The 26743-nt window shown below is 62.8% G+C and carries 2 protein-coding genes; both read left to right on the top strand.

From position 1 onward, the window contains the following. Nucleotides 1–25: 25 nt before the first annotated feature. A complete protein-coding gene (locus ACFWEM_RS14905; RefSeq protein ID WP_378534489.1) occupies nt 26–12715 on the top strand; it encodes an amino acid adenylation domain-containing protein in 12690 nt (4229 codons plus the stop codon). A gap of 89 nt (nt 12716–12804) precedes the next feature. After that, nucleotides 12805–26553, top strand: coding sequence for an amino acid adenylation domain-containing protein (locus ACFWEM_RS14900; RefSeq protein WP_378534486.1), 13749 nt, complete (start codon nt 12805–12807; stop codon nt 26551–26553). The last annotated feature ends 190 nt before the right edge of the window (nt 26554–26743 follow it).

Below are 26743 nucleotides of genomic sequence, written 5' to 3'. Positions count from 1 at the left end.
TGTCGGTGGCGGTTCGCGTGCGGCGTTGACTGCGCAGGTGCGTCCGGTTCGGGTTCCGTTGTCGTTGGCGCAGCAGCGCATGTGGTTCCTCAACCAATTGGACCGCGAATCGGCAGCCAACAACATTCCGATGGCGATCACTCTCACTGGCGAGTTGGATCAGGCGGCGTTGTACGACGCTGTCGTGGACGTGTTGAAGCGTCACGAGGTTCTGCGCACGGTCTACCCCGAGGTGGACGGAATCGGCTACCAGCGGATCTTGCCGGTGGCGGCAGTTCCGGTGAAACTGGCTCCCGTGCAGCTCGAAGCATCCGACATCGTGGCGGCGGTGACGGACTTCGTCACGTCAGGCTTCGACGTCACCGCTGAGGTTCCATTGCGGGCCAAGCTCTTCCAGCTCGCGGAGGACTCGTTTGTACTGGCGATAGTGATTCACCACATCTCCACCGACGGTTTCTCGATGGGTCCGTTGATCCGCGACGTGATGACCGCGTACTACGCCCGCTCACAGGGTCAAGCCCCGACCTGGGCGCCGTTGTCGGTGCAGTATGCCGACTACTCGTTGTGGCAGCGCGAGGTTCTCGGTTCCGAGGGTGACACGGAATCCGTACTCGCAGAGCAGATCGGCTACTGGGCCAAAGCTCTCGACGGAGTTCCGGACCAGATCACCTTGCCCAGTGACCGCGCGCGTCCAGCCGTGTTCACCGGCCGGGGAGCCACCTACAGCTTCCCGATTTCCGCGGATGTTCACCGCGGACTGGCCGCTGTGGGTCGCGAGCACCAGGCATCGCTGTTCATGGTGATGCACTCGGCGTTGGCAACACTTCTTGCCCGGTTGTCCGGCACCACCGACATCGCAGTCGGCACCCCGGTCGCCGGTCGCGGTGAAGCGCAGCTCGACGATCTGATCGGCATGTTCGTCAACACGCTCGTGCTGCGTACCGACGTCGATCCGGGGATGCGTTTCCTCGATCTGCTGACGTCGGCGCGTGAGAGTGATCTCGCGGCTTTCGCTCACGCAGACGTGCCGTTCGAGCGGATCGTCGAGGTACTCGATCCGGTTCGTTCGCAGGCACACAACCCGTTGTTCCAGGTTGCCTTGGCATTCCAGAACCTGGGGCAGAATAACCTGACGTTGCCGGGACTCGATATCACTGAATTTGATATCGCGGAAACTGTAGCGAAGTTCGACCTTCAGTTGACCCTAGTGGAAGCTGCCGATGGTCACGGCATGACTGCGACCTTCACCTATGCGACGGATCTCTTCGACGAGGGGACAGTTGTCTCCTTCGCCGAGCGGTTGACTAGGATTCTCGAGGCCGTCGCCGTGGATGCGACGCAGGCCGTCGGCGACATCAACATCCTCGAAGCGCCTGAGCGTATCGAATTGACCAGTCGCCGAGCGTCCTCGGGCATCGAGCCGAAGCCGTTGGCCGACATCCTGGCCGCGACCGCGTTGCAGTATCCCTCCAACGAAGCTCTCCGCTACCAGGATCGGTCGATGACCTACGCCGAGGTCGACGAGTGGTCGTCGCGCCTCGCCCGCGTCCTGATCGCTCGCGGTCTGGGCGCCGAAGACCTGGTCGCAGTGTCGATTCCGCGTTCCATCGAATCGGTCCTGCTGGTGTGGGCGGTATCCAAGACAGGTGCCGCCGTTGTTCCCATCGATCCGCACTACCCGGCCGACCGCATCGCGCATATGGTCTCCGACTCGGGCGTCTCGGTCGGTCTGACTTTCGAAGCTGAACTCGCAGGGCTTACCGACACCGTGGAGTGGCTCGCGATCGACAGTGCTGTTTGCGCGGAATTAATGGCAGCGCAGGATAGTTCACCGATTCGTGAAGATGAGCGTGTGCGCCCCGTCCTTCCGGCGCATCCGGCCTGGGTGATCTACACCTCGGGCACAACAGGCTTGCCCAAGGGTGTTGTTGCTACGGGAGCAGGCCTCGCGAGCTTCAGTGCAACGCAGGCACAGCACTACCTGGTGACGTCGAACTCCCGCACGCTGCACTTCGCGTCGCCGAGTTTCGACGCGTCGATGCTCGAACTGTTCCTGGCTGTCGCGACAGGCGCTGCCATGGTGATCGTCCCGACGTCGATCTTCGGCGGCGACGAATTGACTGCGCTGTTCAAGTCCGAACGCGTCACACACGCCTTCATCACGCCGGCGGCATTGGCTTCCATGGATCCGTCGGGCCTGAACGATCTCGAGGTGGTTGGTGTCGGCGGCGAGGCGTACTCGCCGGAGTTGATGGCCAAGTGGGCGGATCAGCCGAACCGTCGACGTACGTTCCTCAATGTCTACGGCCCCACCGAGACCACTATCGTCACCAACGTCAGTGTGCCGCTGATGCCGGGCGACCGGATGACCATCGGTGGAACCATCGGCGACATGGCCGCGTTTGTTCTCGACACGCGTCTGCAGCCCGTTCCGGTTGGTGTTGCCGCTGAGCTGTACCTGTCGGGTCCCCAGGTCACCCGCGGATACCATCGCCGCCCGGGATTGAGCGCGGATCGCTTTGTTGCCAACCCGCATGGCCTGCCCGGTGAGCGCATGTACCGCACCGGTGATGTTGTGCGTTGGACTGACCAATATCAGGTTGAGTATGTGGGCCGCAACGACTTCCAGGTGAAGATCCGTGGCTTCCGCATCGAACTCGGTGAGATCGACGCGGCACTGACGGCACATTCGGACGTCGAGTTCGCCGCGACCATGGGCACCACGCTGGCGTCCGGTGCTCCGGCACTGGTGTCGTACGTATTTGTCGGCAAGGAATCTGCTGTCAGCTCGGCGGATCTGAGTGAGTTCGTCTCACGCACTCTGCCGGCGCACATGGTGCCTGCGTCGATCATGGTTCTGACCGACATGCCGCTGACCCCGGCCGGCAAGCTGGATCGAAAGGCTTTGCCGGAGCCGGTATTCGAGGTCAAGGAGTTCCGCGCTCCCACCACCGAGATGGAACGCATCCTCAGCGAGGTCTTTGCCGACGTTCTCGGCCTCGATCAGATCGGTACCGACGATTCGTTCTTCGCTCAGGGCGGAGACTCGATCATGTCGATCCAGTTGGTGTCCCGCGCCAAGGCCCGAGGTGTTCTCTTCACGCCCAAGGACGTGTTCGAGAACAAGACGGTGGCAGAGCTGGCGGAGGTCGCCGTCTTCGGCTCCGACGCCGACGCGATCACTGTTCTCGCCGAGATCGAAGGCGGCGGCATCGGTTGGATGCCGCTCACTCCGATCAAGCGCTTCATGTTCGAACGGCCTGGCAGCTACCAGCGTTTCAACCAGCTGTTGACGTTGGAATTGCCGCTGGGAATCGACCGGATCGGTGTTGTCGAAACGCTGACTGCGGTCATCGATCACCACGACATGTTCCGTTCGCGTCTGGTCGATGATCAGCGTGGTCCGGGCATGGCTGTGTCCGCGCCCGGAACCGTCGACGTGGATGGTTTGGTGCGCCGGGTGCAGGTGGACCCCGCGATTGCGGATACAGAGCTGACGGCCATCGCGTCGGGCGCTCTCGACGACGCTCTCGGCCGGTTGGATCCGGCCGCCGGTGTCATGGCTCAGTTCGTGTGGATCGACTTCGGTGACACGCGTACCGGCCGATTGATCGTGGCTGCGCATCACCTGATCGTCGACGGCGTCTCCTGGCGAATCATCGTGCCGGACTTGATTTCCGCGTGGGCCCAGCGCAGTGGCGGAAGTGTGCCCGTGCTCGAACCGACGGGCACGTCCATGCGTACCTGGGCGCACTCGCTGGCTGCGGAATCGCGATCCGACAAGCGACTTGCAGAACTGCCACGTTGGCGTAAGACGCTGTCGACTCCGGACCCCATTCTCGGTTCGCGTGCGTTCGACCCCTCCGTCGACGTTGCGGCAACAGTCGAGCGTGTGCGCGTGGAGGTGCCCACAGACGTCACCGAGATCCTGCTGACAACGCTGCCCGAGATGTTCCGCGGCGGAGCCAACGACGGTTTGCTGGCCGGACTTGCTCTGGCACTGGTGCGCTGGCGCCGCGACCGGGGCATCGACACCGAAGCGGCACTGCTCCAACTCGAGGGCCACGGCCGCGAAGAGGGCGTCGTCCCGGGTGCCGATCTCTCGCGTACCGTCGGCTGGTTCACGGCGGCCTTCCCCGTCGCCCTCGACCTTGCCGGTATCGACATCGACGACGCCTTCAACGCCGGAGTTGCTGCGGGAGCGGCGATAAAGGCAGTCAAGGAGCAGTTGCTCGCCGCTCCCGACAAGGGTGTCGGCTACGGACTGCTGCGGTACGTCAACGACGACACCAGCACCGAGCTGTCGAAGCTGAGCAGCGGACAGGTCAGCTTCAACTACCTGGGTCGCATTGTGGCGGAGGATATTCCGGCTGCAGCGCAAGGCCTAGGATGGATTCCGGCACGCGACTTCTCCGATGTCGCTGCGCCGGAGGACCCGGACATGCCGGCCAACAAGGTTGTCGACATCAATGCCATCGTCAACGACGGCCCTGACGGCGCGGTGCTCGAAGCGTCGTTTGCCTTCCCGAACGGATTGCTGAGCGCCACCGAGGTGCAAGCCCTGGCCGACCTGTGGGTCGGAGCACTCACAGCGCTGGCGCAGCACGCACAGGCCGTCGGCGCAGGCGGACTCACGCCGTCGGACGTGCCGCTGGTAACGCTGACCCAGCAGGATCTCGACGGGTTCGAGCAGCGTTTCCCGGCGGTGCAGGACGTCTGGCCGCTGGCTCCGCTGCAGTCGGGTTTGCTGTTCCACGCTGTCATGGCCGAGTCGACCGTCGACCTGTACTCCGTGCAGATGGTTCTCTCGCTGTCCGGCCGCGTCGACGCGGATCGCCTCCATGCCGCAGCACAGGCCATCATCGATCGTCATCCGAACCTGCGCACCGCATTTGTGGTCGATGGAACGGGTACACCGGTCCAGGTAGTTCTCGGTAACATCGACGTGCCGTGGCGCGAACTGGATCTCACCACAATCGCCGACAGCGAAGAACGACGCCGCGAGTTGGATCGGATTCTTGCCGAGGACCAGGCCACGCACTTCGACATGTCGAACCCGCCGTTGATCAAGTTCACACTGATCAAGATCGCGGCGAGCGAATACCGCCTTGTTGTGGCAAACCACCACATCATCCTCGATGGCTGGTCCATGCCGCTGCTGCTCCAGACGCTCCTCGGCCACTACGCCATGCGTGGGAACATTCCCGCTCAGACGCGGTCACTGAGCTACCGGAACTACCTTGCGTGGCTGGTCCAGCAGGATCGCAGTGTGTCCATGGATGCCTGGGCGAAAGCGCTGGGCGGCGTCGAAGAGCCGACGTTGTTGGCCCCCACCGTCGTTGGTCAGGAATTCAGTGCGCTGTCGCAGAAGTTGCAGATCTCGCTCAGCGAATCGGTGACTGCGACACTGACCGGTTTGGCATCGAGGACCGGCGTTACCGCCAACACGATCGTCCAGGCTGCCTGGGCAATTCTGCTGGGACGCATGACCGGTCGCCAGGACATCGTCTTCGGTGCCACGGTCTCCGGCCGTCCGCCACAACTCGACAGCGTCGAGAAGATGGTGGGCCTGTTCATTAACACGCTGCCCGTGCGTGTCCAACTGGATCTGGCCGAGTCCGTCGAGGCATTGCTCTCACGAGTTCAGATCGAACAGGCGGGATTGCTCGATCACCATTACCTCGGCCTGACCGACGTGCAGAGCGCCGCGGGCGTCGGCGGACTCTTCGACACTCTGGTGATCTTCGAGTCCTACCCGGTCGACCGTGACGGTCTTGCAGCGCAAGCAGAGTTCTTGGACGGCATGGTGATCGATGATGTCGCCTCCGACGATTCCACGAACTACCCGCTCACACTGCTGATCGGTCTCGACGACCAACTGCACTTGACGCTTCGTTACCTACCCGACTTCTTCGACGAGTCGTACGCGCAGGCCCTGCTGGGTCGCCTCCAGACTCTGCTGACAGAAATCGGTGAAACGTCGTCTACTGCGGTCGGTGATGTCGAGGTCATGACTGTGTCTGAGCGTGCTTTGGTGCTCGAGTCGTGGAACGACACGTCTCGTCCGGTTGTGGGTGGGTTGTTGTTGGATGGTTTTGATTCGGTGGTGGGGGTTTGTTCGGGTTCGCGTGCGGTGGTGTGTGGGGATGTGGTGCTTTCGTACGGGGAGTTCGATGAGAGGGTTAATAGGTTTGCGCGTTATTTGATCGGTTTGGGTGTTGGGCCGGAGTCGTTGGTGGGGTTGGCTGTTCGGCGGTCGGTGGATTTGTTGGTTGGTTTGTATGCGATTGTGCGTGCGGGTGGGGCGTGGGTGCCGTTGGATCCTGATGCGCCGGTTTCGCGTAATGAGTATGTGTTGGATTCGGCTGATCCGGTGTGTGTGGTGTCGACGGAGCGTGATGGTTTCGTGGCGTCGGGTCGTCGGGTTGTGTGTGTGGATGTTGTTGATGTGTCTGGTTTTTCGGGTGCGCGGGTTTCTGATGTGGATCGGCGCTCGCCGTTGCGGGAGTCGAATACGGCGTATGTGATTTTCACGTCGGGGTCGACGGGTCGGCCGAAGGGTGTGGCGGTCTCGCATGCGGCGATTGTGAATCAGTTGGAGTTCATGCAGGGCGAGTATCGTTTGTCGGCTGCTGATGTGTATTTGCAGAAGACGGCGACGACGTTCGATGTGTCGTTGTGGGGTTTTTTCATGCCGTTGCGGGTGGGTGCGGTGTTGGTGTTGGCGTCGGCTGATGGTCATCGGGATCCGGGGTATTTGGCGTCGGTGATTGATGATCAGGGTGTGTCGGTGACGGATTTTGTTCCGACGATGTTGTCGACGTTTTCGTCGTTGGTGGATCCGGGGTTGTTGGGTTCGTTGCGTGATGTGTTGGTTATTGGTGAGGCGTTGCCGGTGGAGGCGGTGCGTGAGTTCGGGTTGGTGTCGTCGGCGCGGTTGCATAATTTGTATGGTCCGACTGAGGCGGCGGTGTCGTTTACGTTTGCGGATGTGACGGCTGCTGGGTCGGGGTCGGTGGTGTCGATTGGTGTGCCGGAGTGGAATTGCCGGGTGTTTGTGTTGGATACGCGCCTACGGCCGGTTGCGGTGGGTGTTGCGGGTGAGTTGTATTTGTCGGGTGTGCAGTTGGCTCGGGGGTATGTGGGTCGTCCGGATTTGAGTGCGGATCGGTTTGTGGCGTCGCCGTTCGGTTCGGGTGAGCGGATGTATCGGACGGGTGATTTGGTCCGTTGGAACACAGTTGGTGAGTTGGAGTACATCGGTCGTACTGATTTTCAGGTGAAGTTCCGTGGTCAGCGGATCGAGTTGGGGGAGATCGAGGCGGCGTTGGTGTCGCATGGGTCGGTGTTGTCGGCTGCGGTGGTGGTGCGTGGGTCGGTGATGGGTGATCAGTTGGTGGGGTATGTGGTGCCGGCGGTGGGGTCGGTTGTGGATGTGTCGGTGTTGCGGGGGTTTGTGGGGGAGCGGGTTCCGGGTTATATGGTTCCGGCTGCTGTGGTGGTGTTGGATGCGTTTCCACTTAATTCGTCGGGGAAGTTGGATCGGGCGTTGTTGCCGGAGCCGGTGTTCGAGGCTCGGGTGTTTCGGGCTCCGGTGTCGTCGGTGGAGTTGGTGGTGGCGTCGGCGTTTGTGGGTGTGTTGGGTGTTGATCGGGTGGGGTTGGATGATGATTTCTTCGAGTTGGGTGGCAACTCCCTCATCGCGACTCGGGTTGTCATGCGCATCGCCGAAGAACTCGAGACGGCCGTACCGGTCCGCCTTCTGTTCGAAGCGTCCACCGTCCAGGAACTTGCCGCACGTCTCGAATCACACGTCGGTGAAGGAAGCCGCCTTGCGCTGACAGCTCAGGATCGACCGGAAGAGATTCCGCTTTCTCTTGCGCAGCAGCGTATGTGGTTCCTCAACCGCTTCGACGGCTCGGCAGGTGCCTACAACATGCCGTTTGCACTGCGACTGAGCGGTGAACTCGATCTGGGCGCGATGCGTGCGGCGATCGGCGACGTCGTTGCCCGCCACGAAACCCTGCGCACTGTGTATCCGGAAACCGATTCGGGACCGGTCCAGGTCATCGAACCGGTAGGACATACGCCGGTGGAATTGAACGTCGAGAGTGTCACGGAAGCCGAGATTGTCGGCAAGCTGGTCGAATTGGCGTCGACGAGGTTCGACGTGACGGCCGAAATCCCGCTGCGGATTCGGTTGTTCCAGGTAGCCGAGAACGAGTACGTCCTCGCCGTCGTGGTGCACCACATTGCCGCGGACGGCTCCTCGACTACTCCGTTCGCCCGCGATCTCGTCATGGCCTACGCGGCACGGGCGCAGGGAACGGCGCCGGGTTGGGCCTCGCTGGACGTGCAGTACGCCGATTACAGCCTGTGGCAGCGCGAGGTGCTGGGTAGCGAGGAAGACCCGGAATCCGTGTCGTCCGAGCAGATCGCCTACTGGAGCCAAGCTTTGGCCGGGCTGCCGGATCAGCTGGACCTGCCGACGGACCGTCTGCGTCCCGCCGCGCAGTCGTACCGCGGTGGCTACCTTCAGTTCGAGATCGACGCAACAGTGCATCAGGGCCTGTCGGCGCTGGCCCGTGAGCACGGGACCACCCTGTTCATGGTCACGCACGCGGCGTTTGCGATTCTGTTGGCGCGCCTTTCCGGCACCGACGACATCGCCGTTGGCACCCCGATCGCTGGCCGCGGTGAGCGTGCGCTCGACGATCTGATCGGCATGTTCGTCAATACCCTGGTATTCCGGACACACGTCGACGGTTCCGACAGTTTCACGGAACTACTTGCCCGCGTGCGCGAGAACGACCTGCAGGCCTTTGCGCATGCCGATGTTCCGTTCGAGCGACTGGTCGAAGTTCTCAACCCCGCACGTTCGACTGCTCGGCACCCGCTCTACCAGGTGGGCTTCCTTTTCCAGAACATGGAACAGGCAAGCCTGGAACTGCCTGGCCTCACCGTCAAGAGCCTCGAGATCGACAACGGTGTCGCTCAGTTCGATCTGCAGTTGATCGTCGGTGACAATTACGACGAGCGTGGTGTTGCCTCCGGCATCTCGGCCGTATTCAGCTACGCGCACGACCTTTTCGACGAGTCGACAGTCCAGTCCTTTGCTGATCGGTTCAACACCGTTCTGGCAGCGGTGGTTGCCGATCCGTCGATCGTGGTCGGCGACATCGACGTGCTCGATCCGCGTGAGTCGAATCAGCTTCTGCAGGAATGGAATGCAACGGAGCAGGTACTCGACGCCGAGGCGACACTGGTCGATCTGTTCGATCAGCAGGTTGCCGCGCACGGTGATTCCGTCGCGTTGGTGCACGGGCTCGAATCGCTGACGTATGTGGAGTTCGACGACAAGGTCAACCGGCTCGCCCGTCACCTGATCGAACTGGGTGTCGGTCCGGAGTCGTTGGTGGCATTGGGAATGCGACGCTCCATCGACCTGGTGATCGGCATGTACGCCGTTGCCAAGGCAGGCGGCGGTTATGTTCCGATCGATCCGGATCATCCGGCCGATCGCACCGGGTACGTCCTCGAGATGGCCGCGCCGGTCTGCGTGCTCAGCAACGAGAACGACGCACCGTCGCTCGCGGGGATCGACAATGTTCTTCTCATCGACACCCTCGATCTGTCGCGCGTCTCCGGAGCGCCGGTGCGCGGCGACGAGCGGATCGCACCGCTTCGTTCGGCGAATACCGCGTACGTGATCTTCACGTCGGGATCGACCGGCAAGCCGAAGGGTGTGGCGCTGTCCCACGCCGCGATCGTCAATCAGCTTCTGTGGAAGCGTGATCGCTACGGTCTCGACCAGACCGACGCAATGTTGCTCAAGACTGCAGCGACGTTCGACCTCTCGGTCTGGGAGTTTTGGTCCGCGTTGACATCCGGGTCCCGCCTGGTCATCGCCGACCCGGACGGCCACAAGGACGCCGAGTACATGCTGGCGCTCATCGCTCAGGAGAAGGTGACGACGCTGCACGCGGTGCCGTCCATGCTCTCGATGCTGACGGCCGCAGCAGACGGCACTCTTCCGCAGTCGCTCGAGCGTGTCCTTGCCATCGGTGAGGCCTTGCCCGCGGCAACGGCGGCAGAGTTCCGCAAAATGTCCGACGCGGCACTCGTCAATCTGTACGGTCCGACCGAGGCTGCGGTGTCAGTGACCGCGCACGATGTGGACGAGAGCGACACCTCGTCGGTCTCGATCGGTGCCCCGGAATGGAATACGCAGGTCTACGTGCTCGACGAGCGACTGCATCCCGTTCCGGTCGGAGTTACCGGTGAGCTGTACCTGGCCGGAACCCAGTTGGCTCGCGGTTATCACGGCCGCGCCGACCTGACGTCGGAACGCTTTGTCGCCAACACCTTCGGAGAACCGGGCACACGTCTGTACCGCACCGGCGACCTCGTTGTCTGGCGCAGTGGCGGTGAACTCGAGTACGTCGATCGTGCCGACTTCCAGGTGAAGATCCGCGGCTACCGCATCGAACTCGGTGAGATCGAAGCTGTTATCAGAGCTGCTGAGTCCGTGGACGCCGCGGTTGTCGTCGCGAAAACCGATCCGCGACTGGGGGATCGACTGGTCGGGTACCTCGTTCCGCAGGCCGGAGCCACCGTCGACGTCGACAGCGTGAAGGCGGAACTCGTCCGCGAGTTGCCGAGTTACATGGTGCCGTCGGCGTTGATGGTGCTGAGCGAATTGCCGCTCAACATCAACGGCAAGATCGATCGAAAGGCGCTGCCGGAACCCGAATTCGAGGCAACGGAGTTCCGTGCCCCGAGCAATCCGGTCGAAGAGATCGTGGCCTCGGTGTTTGCCGAAGTCCTGGGCGTTCCACGAGTCGGGTTGGACGACGACTTCTTCGATCTCGGCGGAAACTCGCTGATCGCCACACAGGTCGTGGCCAGGTTGGGTCAGGCACTTGACGCCCAGATTCCGGTGCGGATCATCTTCGAAGCGTCGACTGTCGGACTGCTGGCGTCGCGGGTGCTCGAACATGCCGGTTCAGGTTCGCGGGCACAGTTGGTGGCGCAGGAACGGCCGTCGCAGATTCCGTTGTCGCTCGCTCAGCAGCGGATGTGGGTTCTCAACCAGATCGACCGCAGGTCTGCCGCGTACAATATCCCGGTCGCGATCCGGATGTCCGGCGATCTCGACGTCGCAGCATTGCAGTCGGCCGTCTCCGACCTTGTTGCTCGCCACGAGATCCTGCGGACGTTCTATCCCGATCTCGGGGACGGCCCGACGCAGTCGATTCAGTCGAAGTCGGCAGCCGTTGTCGACATGGCCGTGCTGTATGTCGGCGAAGACACGATTGGGGCCGAGGTCGCGAAGGTCGTCGGTCAGGGCTTCGACGTCACTGCCGGTGTTCCGCTGCGCGTTCGCCTTTTCCAGATCACGCCCACCGAGCATGTCCTGATCGTGGTGGTCCACCACATCAGCGGCGACGCGTTCTCGATGGCGCCGATGATCCGAGACACGATGGTCGCGTACACGGCGCGTACCGGGGGAGCGGCACCCGAATGGGCTCCGCTCGAAGTCCAGTACGCGGATTACACGTTATGGCAGCGCGACGTTCTGGGTTCCGAGGGCGATCCGGACAGTGAACTGTCGACGCAGCTTGCCTACTGGACGCAGGAACTCGCCGGCGTTCCCGAACTTCTGGAACTGCCGACGGACCGTCCTCGTCCGCCGACGCAGTCGATGAAGGGTGCGGACTTCCTGTTCACTCTTGGCGCCGACTCCACGCGTCGAATCGCGGAAATCGCGCGCGAGCAGAACTCGACCGTGTTCATGGTCGTGCATGCCGCGTTCTCGGTGCTGCTGTCCAAGCTCAGCGGCTCGAACGACATCGCGATCGGTACACCGGTGGCGGGCCGCGGCGAGCGAGTCCTCGACGACCTGGTCGGTATGTTCGTCAACACGCTGGTGTTGCGCACGCAGGTGAAACCGGCAACCACGTTTGTCGACCTGCTGCAGCAGGTGAAGGAGAAGGACCTCGCGGCGTTCGGAAACGCAGACGTGCCCTTCGAGCGTCTGGTCGAGCAGGTCGGCCGTGAGCGCTCACAGGCATACTCACCGCTGTTCCAGGTGATGCTCACGTTCCAGAACATGGCACTTGGCACGTTTGCGCTGCCAGGGCTCGAACTGTCGGCGGTGGACGACGGATTCGACTCGGCGATGTTCGACCTGCAGCTCACCGGTATCGAGGAGTTCGACGAGCACGGAGCGCTGTCCGATATCCGGATGCGATTCACCTATGCAACCGATCTGTACGACGCCGCAACCATGGAACTGTTCGCAGCCAGGTTGCGGGCCGTGGTCGACGCCGTTGCCGCAGATCCGACGGTGGTTCTGCGGACCATCGACATCGTGACGGACTTCGAACGCGCGCTGATCGAGGCAGCCGAGCCGAAAACGGCCGCGGACCTTCCGGACCTCGCAGCAGCGGCCGCCGCAGCAGATCCGACGGCGGTTGCCTTCACACACGGCGACACCGTGGTGACCTTCACACAGCTGGCCGAAAAACTGGCTGTGATGAAGCAGACGATGGGTGCGGCGCTCACTGCCGATGCGTTGGTCTCGGTTTCGCTGAACGGTCTGGTTCCGGGCATTCTTCCGGCACTGGGCGCCGACGGTATTACCTCGCTCGTCGAGTCTTTGATAACTGACGCGCAGGCCACGCTGGGGAAGGGTTCCGGTACGGACGGGTAATATGCAGTATTTGCCCCATGGGCGTTGATCTGTACGACCAGTCGTGCGTTGGATCTGCGCCGTGCTGTCGTCAGTTGGAGGAAGTGTTGATGTCCGTCGGTATGCCGGGACCACAGTCGCTGACGATCGAAGACCTGCCGAGATTGATCGCTGCTGTAGCCGAGGCGGAGCCCGACCGGACAGCGCTTGTTCATGCAGACGTCGAGGTCACCTACGAACGGTTGCATTCGGAACTGACCACACTCGACTCCGCGATGGGTGGTGCGCTCGGCCCGGACGCACTCGTACCCGTCGTGATCTCCACGCTGCTGCCGGAGTTGCTCGCCACACGAGAGGGTGGCCTCGAATCCGTCGTCGGTGCGCTCATCGCCGACGCGACTTCCGTCGTTGCTTTCGAGGCTCCGTCGGTCGTCGAGTCGACTCTCGTAAGTCTGTTCGAGGAGCAGGTCGCGCGTACCCCCGATGCCGTCGCCCTTCGTTTCGGCTCCACGGCGTCGACCTACGCGGAATTCGATCGCCGGGTCAATCAGCTCGCCCGCGAGCTCGTCGCCCGTGGCGTCGGACCGGACACACTCGTCGGCCTGGGTATCCGTCGGTCCGTCGAACTGCTGGTTGCGATGTACGCGATCGTCAAGGCCGGTGGTGCGTACGTACCACTCGATCCCGACCATCCCGCTGAGCGTCTGGCGTATGTGATCGACGTCGCCGCGCCCGTCCTCGTGCTGACGACGTCAGTGGACGCGGTCGGCATTCCCGAAAACGTCGATGTACTGCGGATCGATGACATCGATGTCTCGGCGCACTCAGGCGCGCCGCTTGCCGACGGTGACCGGCTGTCACCGCTGCGCACCGACAATCTTGCGTACGTGATCTTCACGTCGGGTTCGACCGGCAGGCCCAAGGGCGTCGGTGTGTCACACGAGGCAATCGTCGCCAACCTCCGATGGAGGCAGAGCGAATATCCCTTCACCGACGAAGACGTCATCCTGCAGAAGACGCCGTTTACGTTCGACGTATCAGTGTGGGAGTTCTTCTGGCCGTTGCAGGTCGGCGCTTGCCTCGTGATCGCGAAGCCGGACGGGCATCGTGATCCGGCCTACGTCGCAGCGACGATGATCGAGTACGGCGTCACCGTTGTACATTTTGTCCCCTCGATGCTCGCGGTCTTCGTCACTGAACCGCGCGCTTCCGAGATCACCTCGCTACGTTACGTTTTTGCCTCGGGTGAAGCGCTTCCCGCCCAGACCGCCGCGCGGCTGCGCGACGTCAGCACCGCGGAACTGCACAATCTGTACGGACCGACCGAGGCAGCCGTCGACGTCACGTACTACGCAACCGGACCGCAGGATGAGGTCTCCATTCCGATCGGCCGTGCTGTCGCCGAAACAGAGCTACTCGTCCTCGACGACGCACTGCGTCCAGTACCTCCCGGCGTCCCCGGCGAGCTTTACCTCGCGGGGGTCCAGCTGGCCAGAGGGTATGTCTCCCGCCCCGATCTGACGGCGGATCGGTTCGTCGCGCATTCCACCTCGGACGGCGAGCGCATGTACCGAACCGGCGACCTGGTCCGATGGCGCGGTGCCGGCGCCGACCGCCTGCTCGAGTACCTCGGCCGCACCGACTTCCAGGTGAAGCTGCGGGGACTGCGCATCGAACTCGGCGAAATCGAATCAGCGCTACTCGACAACGATGCAATCGCACAGGCGGCCGTTCTCGTCCACTCCGATGCGGCTTTGGGCGACAATCTGGTGGCATACGTGGTTCCCGCATCGGGAGTTGTGCTCGACACCGACGCTCTTGCACGTGAATTGGGTGGACGCCTGCCGGACTACATGGTGCCGTCGCTGTTTGTCGAACTCGAGGCGTTTCCGCTCAATGCCAGTGGCAAGCTGGACCGCAAGGCGCTGCCGGCGCCCGAGTTCACAGCGCAGGTTGTCGAATACCGCGCACCGAGCACCCCGGTCGAGAAGACGTTGATAGCGATCTTTGCCGACTTGCTCGGCCGCGACGATCTCGGCATAGACGACGGGTTCTTCGACCTCGGGGGCAATTCACTGCTCGCGACGCGAGTGGTGGCGCGCGCGAACGCCGAACTCGGCGTGGAACTCGACATGCGAGCTTTCTTCGATGCTCCGACGGTATCCGAATTAGCTTCTCTCGTAGGCGATTCTGCTGGCCGCGGTACGAAGGCTCCTCTCGTTGCACAGGAACGTCCCGACCGGATCCCGCTTTCGCTTGCGCAGCAGCGTATGTGGTTCCTCAACCGCTTCGACTCGACCTCGGCAGTCGATCACATCCCAGTCGTTCTCCGGCTGACCGGAATGCTCGATGCCGCTGCGCTCCGTTCGGCGATCGATGATCTCGTCGAGCGGCACGAGAGCCTGCGTACTGTGTACCCGGAGGTCGACGGCGTCGGCTACCAGCAGATCTTGACCGTCTCCGACGTGGAGCTCGATCTGTCGCCGGTCGCTGTGGCCGAATCCGAGATCACCGAGCGTGTCATCACGGAGATCACCGGGGGATTCGACGTCACCTCACAGGTGCCGTTGCGGGTCAAGCTCTTCCAGGTGGCCGCGTCGGAATACGTCCTTGTATTCGTCGTCCACCACATCAGTGGTGACGGCTTCTCGATGGGCCCCTTGGTGCGCGACGTCGTGACCGCTTACGCGAGTCGGGCGGCTGGCAGCGCACCCGAATTCACGCCGCTGGACGTGCAATATGCAGACTTCTCGATCTGGCAGCGAACAGTCCTCGGCAGCGAGCACGACGCGGAATCGGTGATATCGCGCCAGATCGATTACTGGACACAGCAGCTCGACGGGCTCCCCGAGCGGCTAGACCTGCCGATGGATCGACCCCGCCCGCCCGTCGCGAGTTATCGCGGAGCGTCGCACACGATGACTATCGGTGCGGACGTACTCGCGCGCCTCGAGTCGATTGCGCAGGCGAACAAGGCCACGGTGTTCATGGTATTGCACAGCGCAATCGCCGTGCTGTTGGCGCGTTTGTCCGGAACCACTGACATCGCGATCGGCACCCCGGTGGCGGGTCGTGGCGATCGCGCACTCGACGACGTCATCGGCATGTTCGTCAACACCCTGGTGCTGCGTACCGAGATCAATCCGGCAAGTACATTCGACGAGCTGGTGAACCAGGCACGGATTGCAGACCTCGATGCATTCGGTAACGCTGACGTCCCGTTCGAGCGCCTGGTAGAGGTGCTCGACCCGGCACGCTCGCAGGCACACAATCCGCTGTTCCAGGTGATGCTCGCGTTCCAGAATCTCGGCCAGAAAACACAAAGTGGCGCAACGCTCGGCGGCCTCGAGGTAAGCGGTTTCGAGCTCGAGTCCGCAGTCGCCAAGTTCGACCTCCAGTTCACGGTGTGGGAAGACATGGAGGTCGGCGGGCTGTCAGTCGTCATCGATTATGCGCGTGACCTTTTCGATGCCTCGACCATCGAGACGTTCGGTTCCAGGCTGTCCGTATTGCTCGGTGCGGTCGCTGCCGATCCGGCCGTTCTCGTCGGCGAGATCGATCTGTTCGGCGCCGGCGAGGCAGCCCGCGTGCTCGACTGGTCGGTGGGGCAGCGTGTGTCGATCGGCGACAGATCGCCACTTGCACTCTTTGCCCGGCATGTCAGTCGCGACCGGTCGACGGTTGCAGTCGTGGCCGATGATCGGACCCTCACCTACGGGGAACTCGATGCGCGGTCGTCGGTGCTCTCTCAGGACTTGCTCGCTGCGGGTGTGGGAGCGGACGACGTGGTTGCGCTGGTGCTGCCCAGGTCGTGGCAGTGGGTAGTGGCAATGCTCGCGGTGTGGAAGACCGGCGCCGGTTACACACCAATCGATCCCACGTTGCCGACCGAGCGCGTGAATACATTGCTCGAAGACACCAGTGCCCGCGTGGTGATCGCGTCCGGCGGCGTCCAGACGGCGCTCCCGGTGCTGCGGGTCGAGAGCACTGATGGGGCGGAATCCGGCGATTCTGTTCCGGAATGGGTGGACCATTGGCGTGAGCGGGGCGCAGGTGAGCGCGTGGGATACGTCATCTCGACCTCTGGTTCGACGGGTCGGCCCAAGCCCACGGTCGTACCGATGGCGGGCATCGAGAATACGACAGCCTGGTACCGATCCGAACTTCCGGACGCCGCTGGTGTGGTCGTTGCGTCGTCACCGAGTTTCGATCTCACGCAGAAGAATGTGTGGGGACCGCTTACCAGCGGTGGCAGTGTTCACGTCGCCGCAGCGGGGTTCGACCCCGCCGAGATCCTTCGCGCCGTCTCCGACGACGACGTCCAGGTCGCGAACATGTCGCCGAGTGCATTTGATGCACTGGTCGATGCCGACGTGGACGGCGTCCTCGAATCACTCGACGTCGTGTTCCTCGGTGGTGAGCCCATTCAGGTTGGTCGGCTCAAAGATCTGATGGCCGCCGGTGTGCGCGTCGTCAACAGTTACGGCCCCACTGAGGCCTCCGACGTAGTGTCCTTCCAGGAGGCGGCACCGGGAGACGTCAACGGAGTCCCCATCGGGATTCCAATTCCGAATATCGAACTCTACGTGCTGGATTCGCGCCTGCAGCTGGTCCCGGCCGGAGTGGTCGGTGAGCTTTACGTGGGAGGTGTGGGAGTCAGCCGCGGATACGGCGGACGCTTCGACCTTACTGCCGAGAGGTTCGTGGCGAATCCGTTCGGGTCGGCAGGCTCGCGGCTGTACCGTACCGGAGACCAGGTCCGGTGGAACGGTTCGGGAGAGCTGGACTATCTGGGCCGCACCGACTTCCAGGTCAAAATCCGTGGACTCCGAATCGAACTCGGCGAGATCGAAGGGGCCCTGGTGGCACTCGATTCGGTATCGGCTGCTGTCGTGGTGGTACACAAGGACAGCCTGGTCGGAGACCGCCTGGTGGCTTATCTGGTACCAGCACACGGGGCCGACGTCGACATCGCGGCGATACGTTCGACCGTCGCGGCGCGTCTGCCTGACTACATGGTGCCGTCCGCATTCGTGGCGATCGAGACGGTTCCATTGAACGCCAACGGAAAGGTCGATCGGCGGGCCCTGCCCGAGCCGACGTTCGCGACACTGTCATACCGCGCTCCGACCACTGTGGTCGAAGAAACTGTGGCCCAGATCTTTTCGGATGTTCTGGGTGTAGCTCAGGTCGGTCTCGACGACGACTTCTTCGAACTCGGCGGCAACTCGTTGATTGCCACGCGAGTTGTCTCACGGCTCGGTCAGTCCTTGGACACCGTAGTGCCGGTACGACTGCTGTTCGACGTGTCGACGGTCGAGGCCCTGGCCGCACGACTGAGCACTCACACCGGCGACGCGGGACGGATGCCTCTCGTCCCACAGGAGCGTCCCGAGCGAGTCCCGCTGTCGTTGGCGCAGCAGCGAATGTGGTTCCTCAACCGGTTCGAGCCGGAATCCGGGGTCGACAACATTCCGGTCGCCGTGCGGTTGACCGGTCCGTTGAACACGGCGGCTCTGGCGGGGGCCGTGCGGGACCTGATCGACCGTCACGAAAGCCTACGCACGATCTATCCCGAGATCGACGGCGTCGGTTACCAGCAGGTTCTCGGTTCGGCGGCAGTCGATCTCGATCTGTCACCGGTTCGAGTTCCGGCCGAGGCTGTGGAACTCCGTGTGCGGGAGCTGATCCAGCCCGGATTCGACGTCACGGTCGAGATCCCTCTCCGTACCGCGCTCTTCCAACTTGCCGACGATGAGTACGTGCTTGTCTTCGTCGTCCATCACATCAGCGGAGACGGTTTCTCGATGGTGCCGTTGGTACGTGACGTGGTGACAGCGTATGCGGCGCGATCGCACGGGCGTGCGCCGTCCTGGTCGCCGCTGGCTGTCCAGTTCGTCGACTACACCCTGTGGCAGCGTGAGGTGCTCGGCAGCGAGGACGATCCGCACTCGATCATCTCGGGCCAGGTCAACTACTGGAAGAGCCGGCTCGCGGGAATCCCGGATCAGCTGGACCTGCCGACCGATCGGCCACGTCCAGCCGTAGCAACGAACGGTGGTGCAGAGTACCAATTTGCCATCGAGCAGGGCGTCGTCGATTCCCTCGACCGAATTGCGCGTGAGCATCAGGCTTCGCGATTCATGGTCGTGCACAGTGCATTCGCCGTGATGCTGGCGCGCCTGTCCGGCACCTCCGACATCGTGATCGGTACTCCGGTCGCGGGGCGTGGTGAGCAGGAACTCGACGATGTGATCGGAATGTTCGTCAACACACTCGTGTTGCGGACGAACGTCGATCTGTCGCTGTCGTTCACGGAATTGCTTCGCAGCACGCGTGAGTCGGACCTGCAAGCGTTCGCGCATGCCGACGTGCCGTTCGAGCGCCTCGTCGAAATCATCAACCCGGAACGATCGCAGTCACGCAATCCGCTGTTCCAGGTCATGCTCACGTTCCAGAACGTCGCCCAGGGCAGCGACGAATCGGCCGACATCGACGGCGTCACGGTATCGGCCCTCGACGTCGATGCGTCCGTGGCGAAATTCGATCTGCAATTGACGATCACCGAGCACGACGGTGAACTCCGTGGACTCTTCACTTACGCAACGGATCTGTTCGACCGTAAGACGGTGGCCTCCTTCGTCCAGTATCTGACCGCGACTCTCTCGGCGGTCGCGGCTGCCCCCGCTGGGCCGGTCGGGGACGTCGACGTCGTCGGCGACTCCGATCTGGGGCTGGTCGTCGAGCGCTGGAACAGCACCGGTCACGATGTTCGCGATGTGACGCTGGTGGATCTGTTCGATGAACAGGTCGTCCGCTCTCCCCATTCGATCGCGCTGACCTTCGATGGGCATCAGCTGACGTATCTCGAATTCGACCGGCGGGTCAATCAACTCGCCCGCAAACTCGTGTCGGAAGGCGTCGGCCCGGATACCCTGGTCGGCTTGGCCATTCGCCGAAGCTTCGATTTGCTGGTGGCGATGTACGCGGTAGTCAAGGCCGGCGGCGGCTATCTGCCCATCGACCCCGATCAGCCCGTCGAGCGCAACGAATACGTCGTGTCGACTGCAGCTCCGATCTGTGTGTTGACCACAGAGAGAGATGGATTCGACGCTGAGGGAGTGCTGGTAGTCAGGATCGATACCGTAGACCTGTCCGGTTGTTCCGACGCACCGGTCACCGACGCGGACCGCCTCGGCCCGCTGCGAGGGGAGAACACGGCGTACGTGATCTTCACCTCCGGGTCGACGGGCAAACCGAAGGGCGTTGCGGTGTCACACCGCGCGATCGTCAACCGGCTGATCTGGATGCAGGCCGAGTACAGCCTCCTCGGCGACGACGTGGTCCTCCAGAAGACTCCCTTTACCTTCGATGTCTCCGTGTGGGAGTTCTTCTGGCCGTTGCAAGTCGGAGCTCGACTGGCGATCGCTGCCGTCGACGGCCACCGAGATCCGGCCTATCTGGCCGCGCTGATCGCGTCCGAACGAGTGACCACCATTCACTTCGTGCCGTCGATGTTGGAAGTGTTCCTCGCGGATACGGTTGTCACGAGGTCTTCTACCCTTACCCGAGTCTTCGCCTCGGGTGAGGCGCTCGCCCCGCAGGTGGCCGCGCAGTTCCGGACGGTTCTTCCCGGAACTGAACTGCACAATCTGTACGGACCGACGGAGGCCGCGGTCGACGTCACCTTCCATGAGGTGACGGACGCCGACACCACCACCATGCCGATCGGCGCGCCGGTCTGGAACACACGCGTTCTGGTACTCGACTCACGACTGCATCCGGTGCCCGTCGGGGTCGCGGGCGAGCTCTACCTCGCGGGAGTGCAGTTGGCCCGGGGGTACGTGGCTCGGCCGGACCTCACCGCGGACCGGTTTGTCGCCGATCCGTTCGGACCTGCCGGCTCACGCCTGTATCGGACCGGAGACCTGGTGCGATGGAATGCGTCGGGTGAGTTGGTATACATCGGACGTACCGACTTTCAGGTCAAGCTACGCGGACTACGCATCGAGCTGGGGGAGATCGAGTCGATCCTGCGTGATCATCCGTCGGTCGGTTCGGTGGTGGTTGCCGTCCGGAACGATCAACTGGTCGCGTACCTGACGGCGGCCGGTGAGTCTCTGATCGATTGGCTGGAACTGGAATCGATACTGGGGAAACATCTTCCGTCATACATGGTGCCCACGGCACATGTTGTTCTGGACGAACTGCCGCTCAACGCCTCGGGAAAACTCGACCGGAAGCAACTGCGCGATCCTGAGGTCGAGATCGCGGTCTTCCGGGAACCCGAATCTGTGGTCGAGGTCGAAGTTGCGCGTATTTTCGCCGACCTCCTCGGTATCGGGCAGGTCGGCTTGGACGACGACTTCTTTGCGCTGGGCGGTAATTCACTGATCGCGACGCAGATCGTCGCTCGACTCGGGCATGCACTCGACACCACTGTGCCGGTCCGCATCCTGTTCGATGCATCGACAGTGGAGTCGCTCGCGGCGCGAATCGACGTGCTCGTGGGGCGGGGCGGCCGTCCGCCGCTCGAACCACAGGAGCGCCCTGAGTTGGTTCCGCTGTCGATCGCGCAGCAGCGCATGTGGTTCCTGAACCGATTCGATTCGGCGTCCGGAGTGGACAACATTCCGATCGCGATCCGGTTGACGGGGGATCTCGACGTCGAGGCCATGCAGGCAGCTCTTCGTGATCTGTTCGAGCGACATGAGATTCTCAGGACTACATATCCGGAAGTCGACGGTATCGGATACCAGCGAGTCCTCGACACCGCGGATGCACTGCCTGATCTGTCGCCAGTACGTATCCATGAGTCCGTCGTCACTGACCGGGTGGCGGAATACGTACTCGCCGGATTCGATGTCACTGCAGACGTGCCGGTCCGGGCACGTTTGTTCGATCTTGCCGACTCGCAGTACGTTCTGGTGTTCGCCATCCATCACATCAGCGGTGACGGCTTTTCGATGGGGCCGCTGGTCCGGGACGTCGTCTCGGCGTACGCCGCGAGGTCGCAGGGAATCGCTCCGACGTGGAAGCCGCTACCGATCCAATTCGCGGACTTCGCGCTGTGGCAGCGCCGGGTACTCGGTGTCGAGTCCGATCAGGGATCGTTGATCTCGAAACAGATGGAATACTGGAAGTCGCAACTGGACGGATTGCCCGTCGAACTGACCCTGCCGTCGGATCGGCCGCGTCCGCGAGTCGCTTCACACTCCGGTGCCGAGTACTGCTTCGATATCGAAGCGGCCATGCACGAATCATTGAATCATGTTGCGCGAGAACATAATGTGTCACTCTTCATGGTTCTGCACAGTGCGCTGGCCGTCCTGCTGGCGAAGCTGTCCGGCACCGCCGACATCGTGATCGGTACACCAGCGGCCGGACGAGGTGAACAGGCTCTCGATGATCTGATCGGCATGTTCGTCAACACTTTGGTCCTGCGGACCGAGGTCGACCCGGGCGAGTCGTTCACTGCACTCCTGTCGAAGGTACGGGACACCGATTTGGCCGGTTTCGAGAACGCTGACGTTCCGTTCGAGCGTCTGGTGGAAGCACTGGACCCCGAACGGTCGCAGGCGCGTAATCCGCTTTTCCAGGTGGGCTTTTCGTTCCAGAATCTCGGTCAGGGTGCGCACGGATCCGTAGAGATTCCGGGCCTGAGCATTTCCGGTGTCGACATTGCGCCGACGTTGGCAAAGTTCGACCTGCAGTTCACGGTCTGGGAGACTCCGGCTCAGGCGGGCGGGCTCACCTTCGCCGTCACCTACGCCACCGATCTCTACGACGAATCGACGATTGCAGGCCTCGAGTCACGACTGAACGCCGTGCTGACATCCGTCGTCGCCAATTCGTCAAATGCAGTCGGCGACATCGACATTCTCGGCGAGGACGAACGCCGGACGATACTCGAAGGGTGGGCCACGCCCGGGGCGGTCGTCGACGACTCGACCACTCTGGCCGGACTGTTCGATGCACAGGTGACCCGATCACCGAACGAGATTGCGGTGGTCTTCGGAGACGAGCGATTGACGTATCGGGACATCGATTCCCGCGCAAACTGTCTGGCCCGCACGCTGATCGATTCGGGAGTCGGATCCGAGGACCTGGTAGCGGTCCTCTTGCCGCGATCGGTCGATCTGGTCGTGGCGCTGCTCGCCATCGTCAAGTCTGGTGCCGCGTATCTGCCGATCGATCCGAGCTATCCGGATGAGCGGATCGCATATACCCTTGCCGACGCGTCTCCGGTGTGTGCGATCGTCGCTCCGGATTCGCTGCGGGAACTGCCCTGCCCTTCTGTCTCGCCCCGGGATGCCGCAGCCGACTCCCGCCCCGTGACCGACGCAGACCGCGTGCGGCCTTTGCGTTCGAGAGACCTGGCGTACGTCATCTACACATCAGGATCTACCGGCCGCCCCAAAGGTGTTGCGGTCACTCATCGGAACGTTGTGGAGTTGTTCGCCAACGCGCAGACGGAATTCGCATTCGATTCCTCGGATGTGTGGACTTTGTTCCACAGCTACGCATTCGACTTCTCGGTGTGGGAGCTGTGGGGTCCGCTCATTCACGGCGGTGTACTCGTGGTCGTCGACTTCGAGACGTCGCGTTCGCCAGACCAGTTCAGACAATTGCTGACCACCGAGGGCGTCACGGTGCTCAATCAGACTCCGTCGGCTTTCTACCAGCTTGCGGAGGCAGACCGTGTTTCCGGAGGATCGGACGGTACCGCGTCGGATCTTGCGCTCCGGTACGTGATCTTCGGTGGCGAGGCACTCGATCTCGCACAGCTGACCCGGTGGTACGACCGTCATCCCGACGACTCGCCGCAACTGGTCAACATGTACGGAATCACCGAGACCACGGTGCACGTCTCTTATCTCCCGCTCGATCGTGCGAGCGCGGAGACCGCGACGGCGTCGTTGATAGGTCGACCACTCGACGGCCTTCGGGTGTACGTACTCGACGACCGTTTGCAGCCCGCTGCGATCGGCACGGCCGGCGAGATCTACGTCGCCGGCGGACAACTGGCACGCGGGTATCTGGGGCAGAACGGATTGACGTCCGCGCGGTTCGTCGCGAATCCATTTGCATCGCACGGCGAGTCGATGTACAGAAGCGGCGATGTGGCGCGCTGGAACCGCGCCGGCCAGCTCGAATACCTGGGGCGTTCCGATTCGCAGGTTCAGCTTCGAGGTTTCCGGATCGAACTCGGCGAGGTCGAGACGGCCCTGCTCCGAGTCGGTGGTGTCGCCCGTGCCGTGGCCGTCGTCCGCAAGGACGCAGATCTGGGCGATCGGCTCATCGCGTACGTCGTGCTCGAGGCCGGTTCGGACCTCGACGCGAGCACGGTCAGCATAAGTGCGGCCGACTTCCTCACCGGCTACATGGTTCCCGACGCGACAGTGTTGTTGGACGCCTTGCCCCTCACTGTGAACGGGAAGCTCGACTCCGCTCGGCTGCCTGCACCCGTCTTCGCTTCCGCCGAATATCGAGCGCCGGTGTCCGACACCGAGAAGGCCGTGGCGACGGTATTCGCCGAATTGCTAGAGGTTCCTCAGGTCGGACTCGACGACGAGTTCTTCGAACTCGGTGGTAACTCATTGATCGCGACCCGTGCGGCGGCACGACTCAGCCGATCCCTCGACGCCACAGTCCCCGTACGGACTCTGTTCGACACCCGGACAGTCGAAGAACTCGCGAGCGCGATCGAAGTCCACGTCGGAACCGGTTCGCGAAAGCAGCTCGTTGCCCAAGATCGCCCCGAGCGCATTCCGCTGTCACTGGCGCAGCAGCGTATGTGGATGCTCAACCAGATGGACACCGACGCCTCGACGTACAACATCCCGATGGCGCTGCGTCTGGCCGGGCAGTTGGACGTCGACGCGCTGAAATTTGCTCTGCGTGACGTGATTTCGCGCCACGAGTCACTGCGAACGTTTTACCCGTCCGACGGGCTGGGGCCCGTGCAGCGGATCGTCGGCGCCGACCTCGTGCCCATGTTCGGGGAACCGACAGCGGTCCACGACGGCGCGCAGATGTACACGAAGGTCGTCGAATCGACGACCGCCGGATTCGATGTGTCATCGGAGGTTCCGGTACGTACTGATCTTCTCCAGATCGGAGAAGATCAGTACGTGTTCGTACTCGTCGCGCATCACATCGCGGCCGACGGGCAGTCGATGGGGCCACTGGCCCGCGACGTGATGGTGGCCTACGAAGCGCGTACCCGGGGCAGTGCACCATCGTGGAGCCCACTCCAAGTGCAGTACGCAGACTTCGCGCTGTGGCAACGCGACGTACTGGGATCGGTAGATGACGCGGGAACGATCGCCGCGCGCCAACTCGACTTCTGGCGCACAGCGCTCGACGATCTGCCGACCGATGTCGGCTTGCCGACAGACCGACCGCGTCCGGTGGTGCAGTCCGCCGCAGCGGGGGCAGTCCAGTTCACCGTCGACGCTGATGTCCACTCGCGACTGAGCGACATCGCCCGAGCGAAGAACGCCACGGTGTTCATGACAATCCACGCCGCACTGGCGGTCCTGATCTCGAGGTTGGGTGGAGGCTCCGACTTCGCGATCGGTACCGCTGTCGGCGGCAGGGGCGAGCGCGCCCTCGACGATCTCGTCGGTATGTTCGTCAACACACTCGCGCTTCGCACCACGGTCGATGCAGGTGCACGCTTCGAGGATCTCGTTTCGCATGTGCGCGACGTCGACCTGGCCGCGTTCGGCGAAGCCGATGTTCCTTACGAGGAAATCGTGGAGGCGCTGCCGCCTCGGTCGGGGGGCCTGTTCCAAATCGTCCTGTCGCTGGAACCGACCGCCCAGACCGAGTTTGCATTGGCAGACCTGACCATAGGCGCCGTCGACAGCGGAGTCCTGACCACGAAGTTCGACCTTCAGCTCACCCTGACCACCGCAACGGACGGCCTCGGACTCTCCGGCCTGTGGCTGTATTCCGAGGACCTGTTCGACAAGACCACGGTCGAGTCGTTCGCACAGCGGTTCGTTCGTGTACTCGAGCAGGTCACCGACGATCCGACCAGGCAGGTCGGCGATCTCGATCTGCTGACCGACATGGAGAAGTCCGAGGTCGCCGGCGGCGTTCGCGAAGCCAGCGCAGTCGCGAGCACGACGTTGCTGCCTCAGTTGCTCGCCTCCGTCGTGGAAAGCGACCCGGACGCGCCTGCGGTGGTAACAGACGGCGAGGAGACCGCTTACGCGGCACTCGACGCGAAGTCTTCGCGTCTGGCTCGCCTGCTCATCGAGGAAGGTGCAGGTCCCGGCACTGCGATCTCCATCGGTGGTGGTGTCGATGCCGTGATCGCCTACTGGTCTGTGGTGAAGACCGGCGCAGCCGTTACCGGGGCGCATCCGTCGGATCCGGCAAGCCTGACCCTGTCGAATGACTCCGACACCTCGACGCTGCTCTTGACGTCACCGGAGATCGAGTCTCGGCTGGCGACGATGTCGGATCGTCCGATCAGCTACGTCGATCGCGCCCGGTCGACAATGGCGGACGATCCGGCGATCGTCGACGGTGACCGAGTGCTGACGTACGGCGACCTGTCGAACTCTCTGGCGGAGCTGCGCAAGCGGTATTCCGTCGACTTCGAGTCGAGGTTGGCATTCGCCGGCGCGGTCGGCTCGCCGGAGCACTCGGTCGCAGTCCTCCTTGCGGCGTCAGCCGGAGCGGCTGTCGTCATTCTCGGTGACGACGAGGCAATCGAAGACTCACTTGCTGACGACTGGGTGACGCATGTGGTGCTTCCGGACGAGGTCCGCTCGGCCGTCGACCGAACCGACTTACCCGATCTCGAGTACGTCCTCGCAACGGGCGAACTACTCGGGTGGTGAGATCGGGCTCCGTCGGCGACCGTGCCAGTGGCCGAATTCATAGGTGATCGTGCCGTTGCCCGGATCGGTGTAACCGGCTGTAACAATGGGCGGTAGGGGTTGGATGTGTTGGGGGAACCCACTGATGCAATTGTGGGTTCCCCGGCGTCCAGTCTGGACAGACCGGTAGTGACAGTTCAGTAGTATGACG

Source organism: Rhodococcus sp. NPDC060176 (assembly GCF_042728675.1).
Lineage (GTDB): Bacteria > Actinomycetota > Actinomycetes > Mycobacteriales > Mycobacteriaceae > Rhodococcus_F.
Note: the sequence above shows the minus strand (reverse complement) of the source record. Positions and strands in the feature narration are given on the sequence as shown.

What these genes read in the sequence shown, in the direction of transcription:
- ACFWEM_RS14900 (WP_378534486.1), top strand. Translation starts at nt 12,805, where the DNA reads ATGTCCGTCGGTATGCCGGGACCACAGTCGCTGACGATCGAAGACCTG.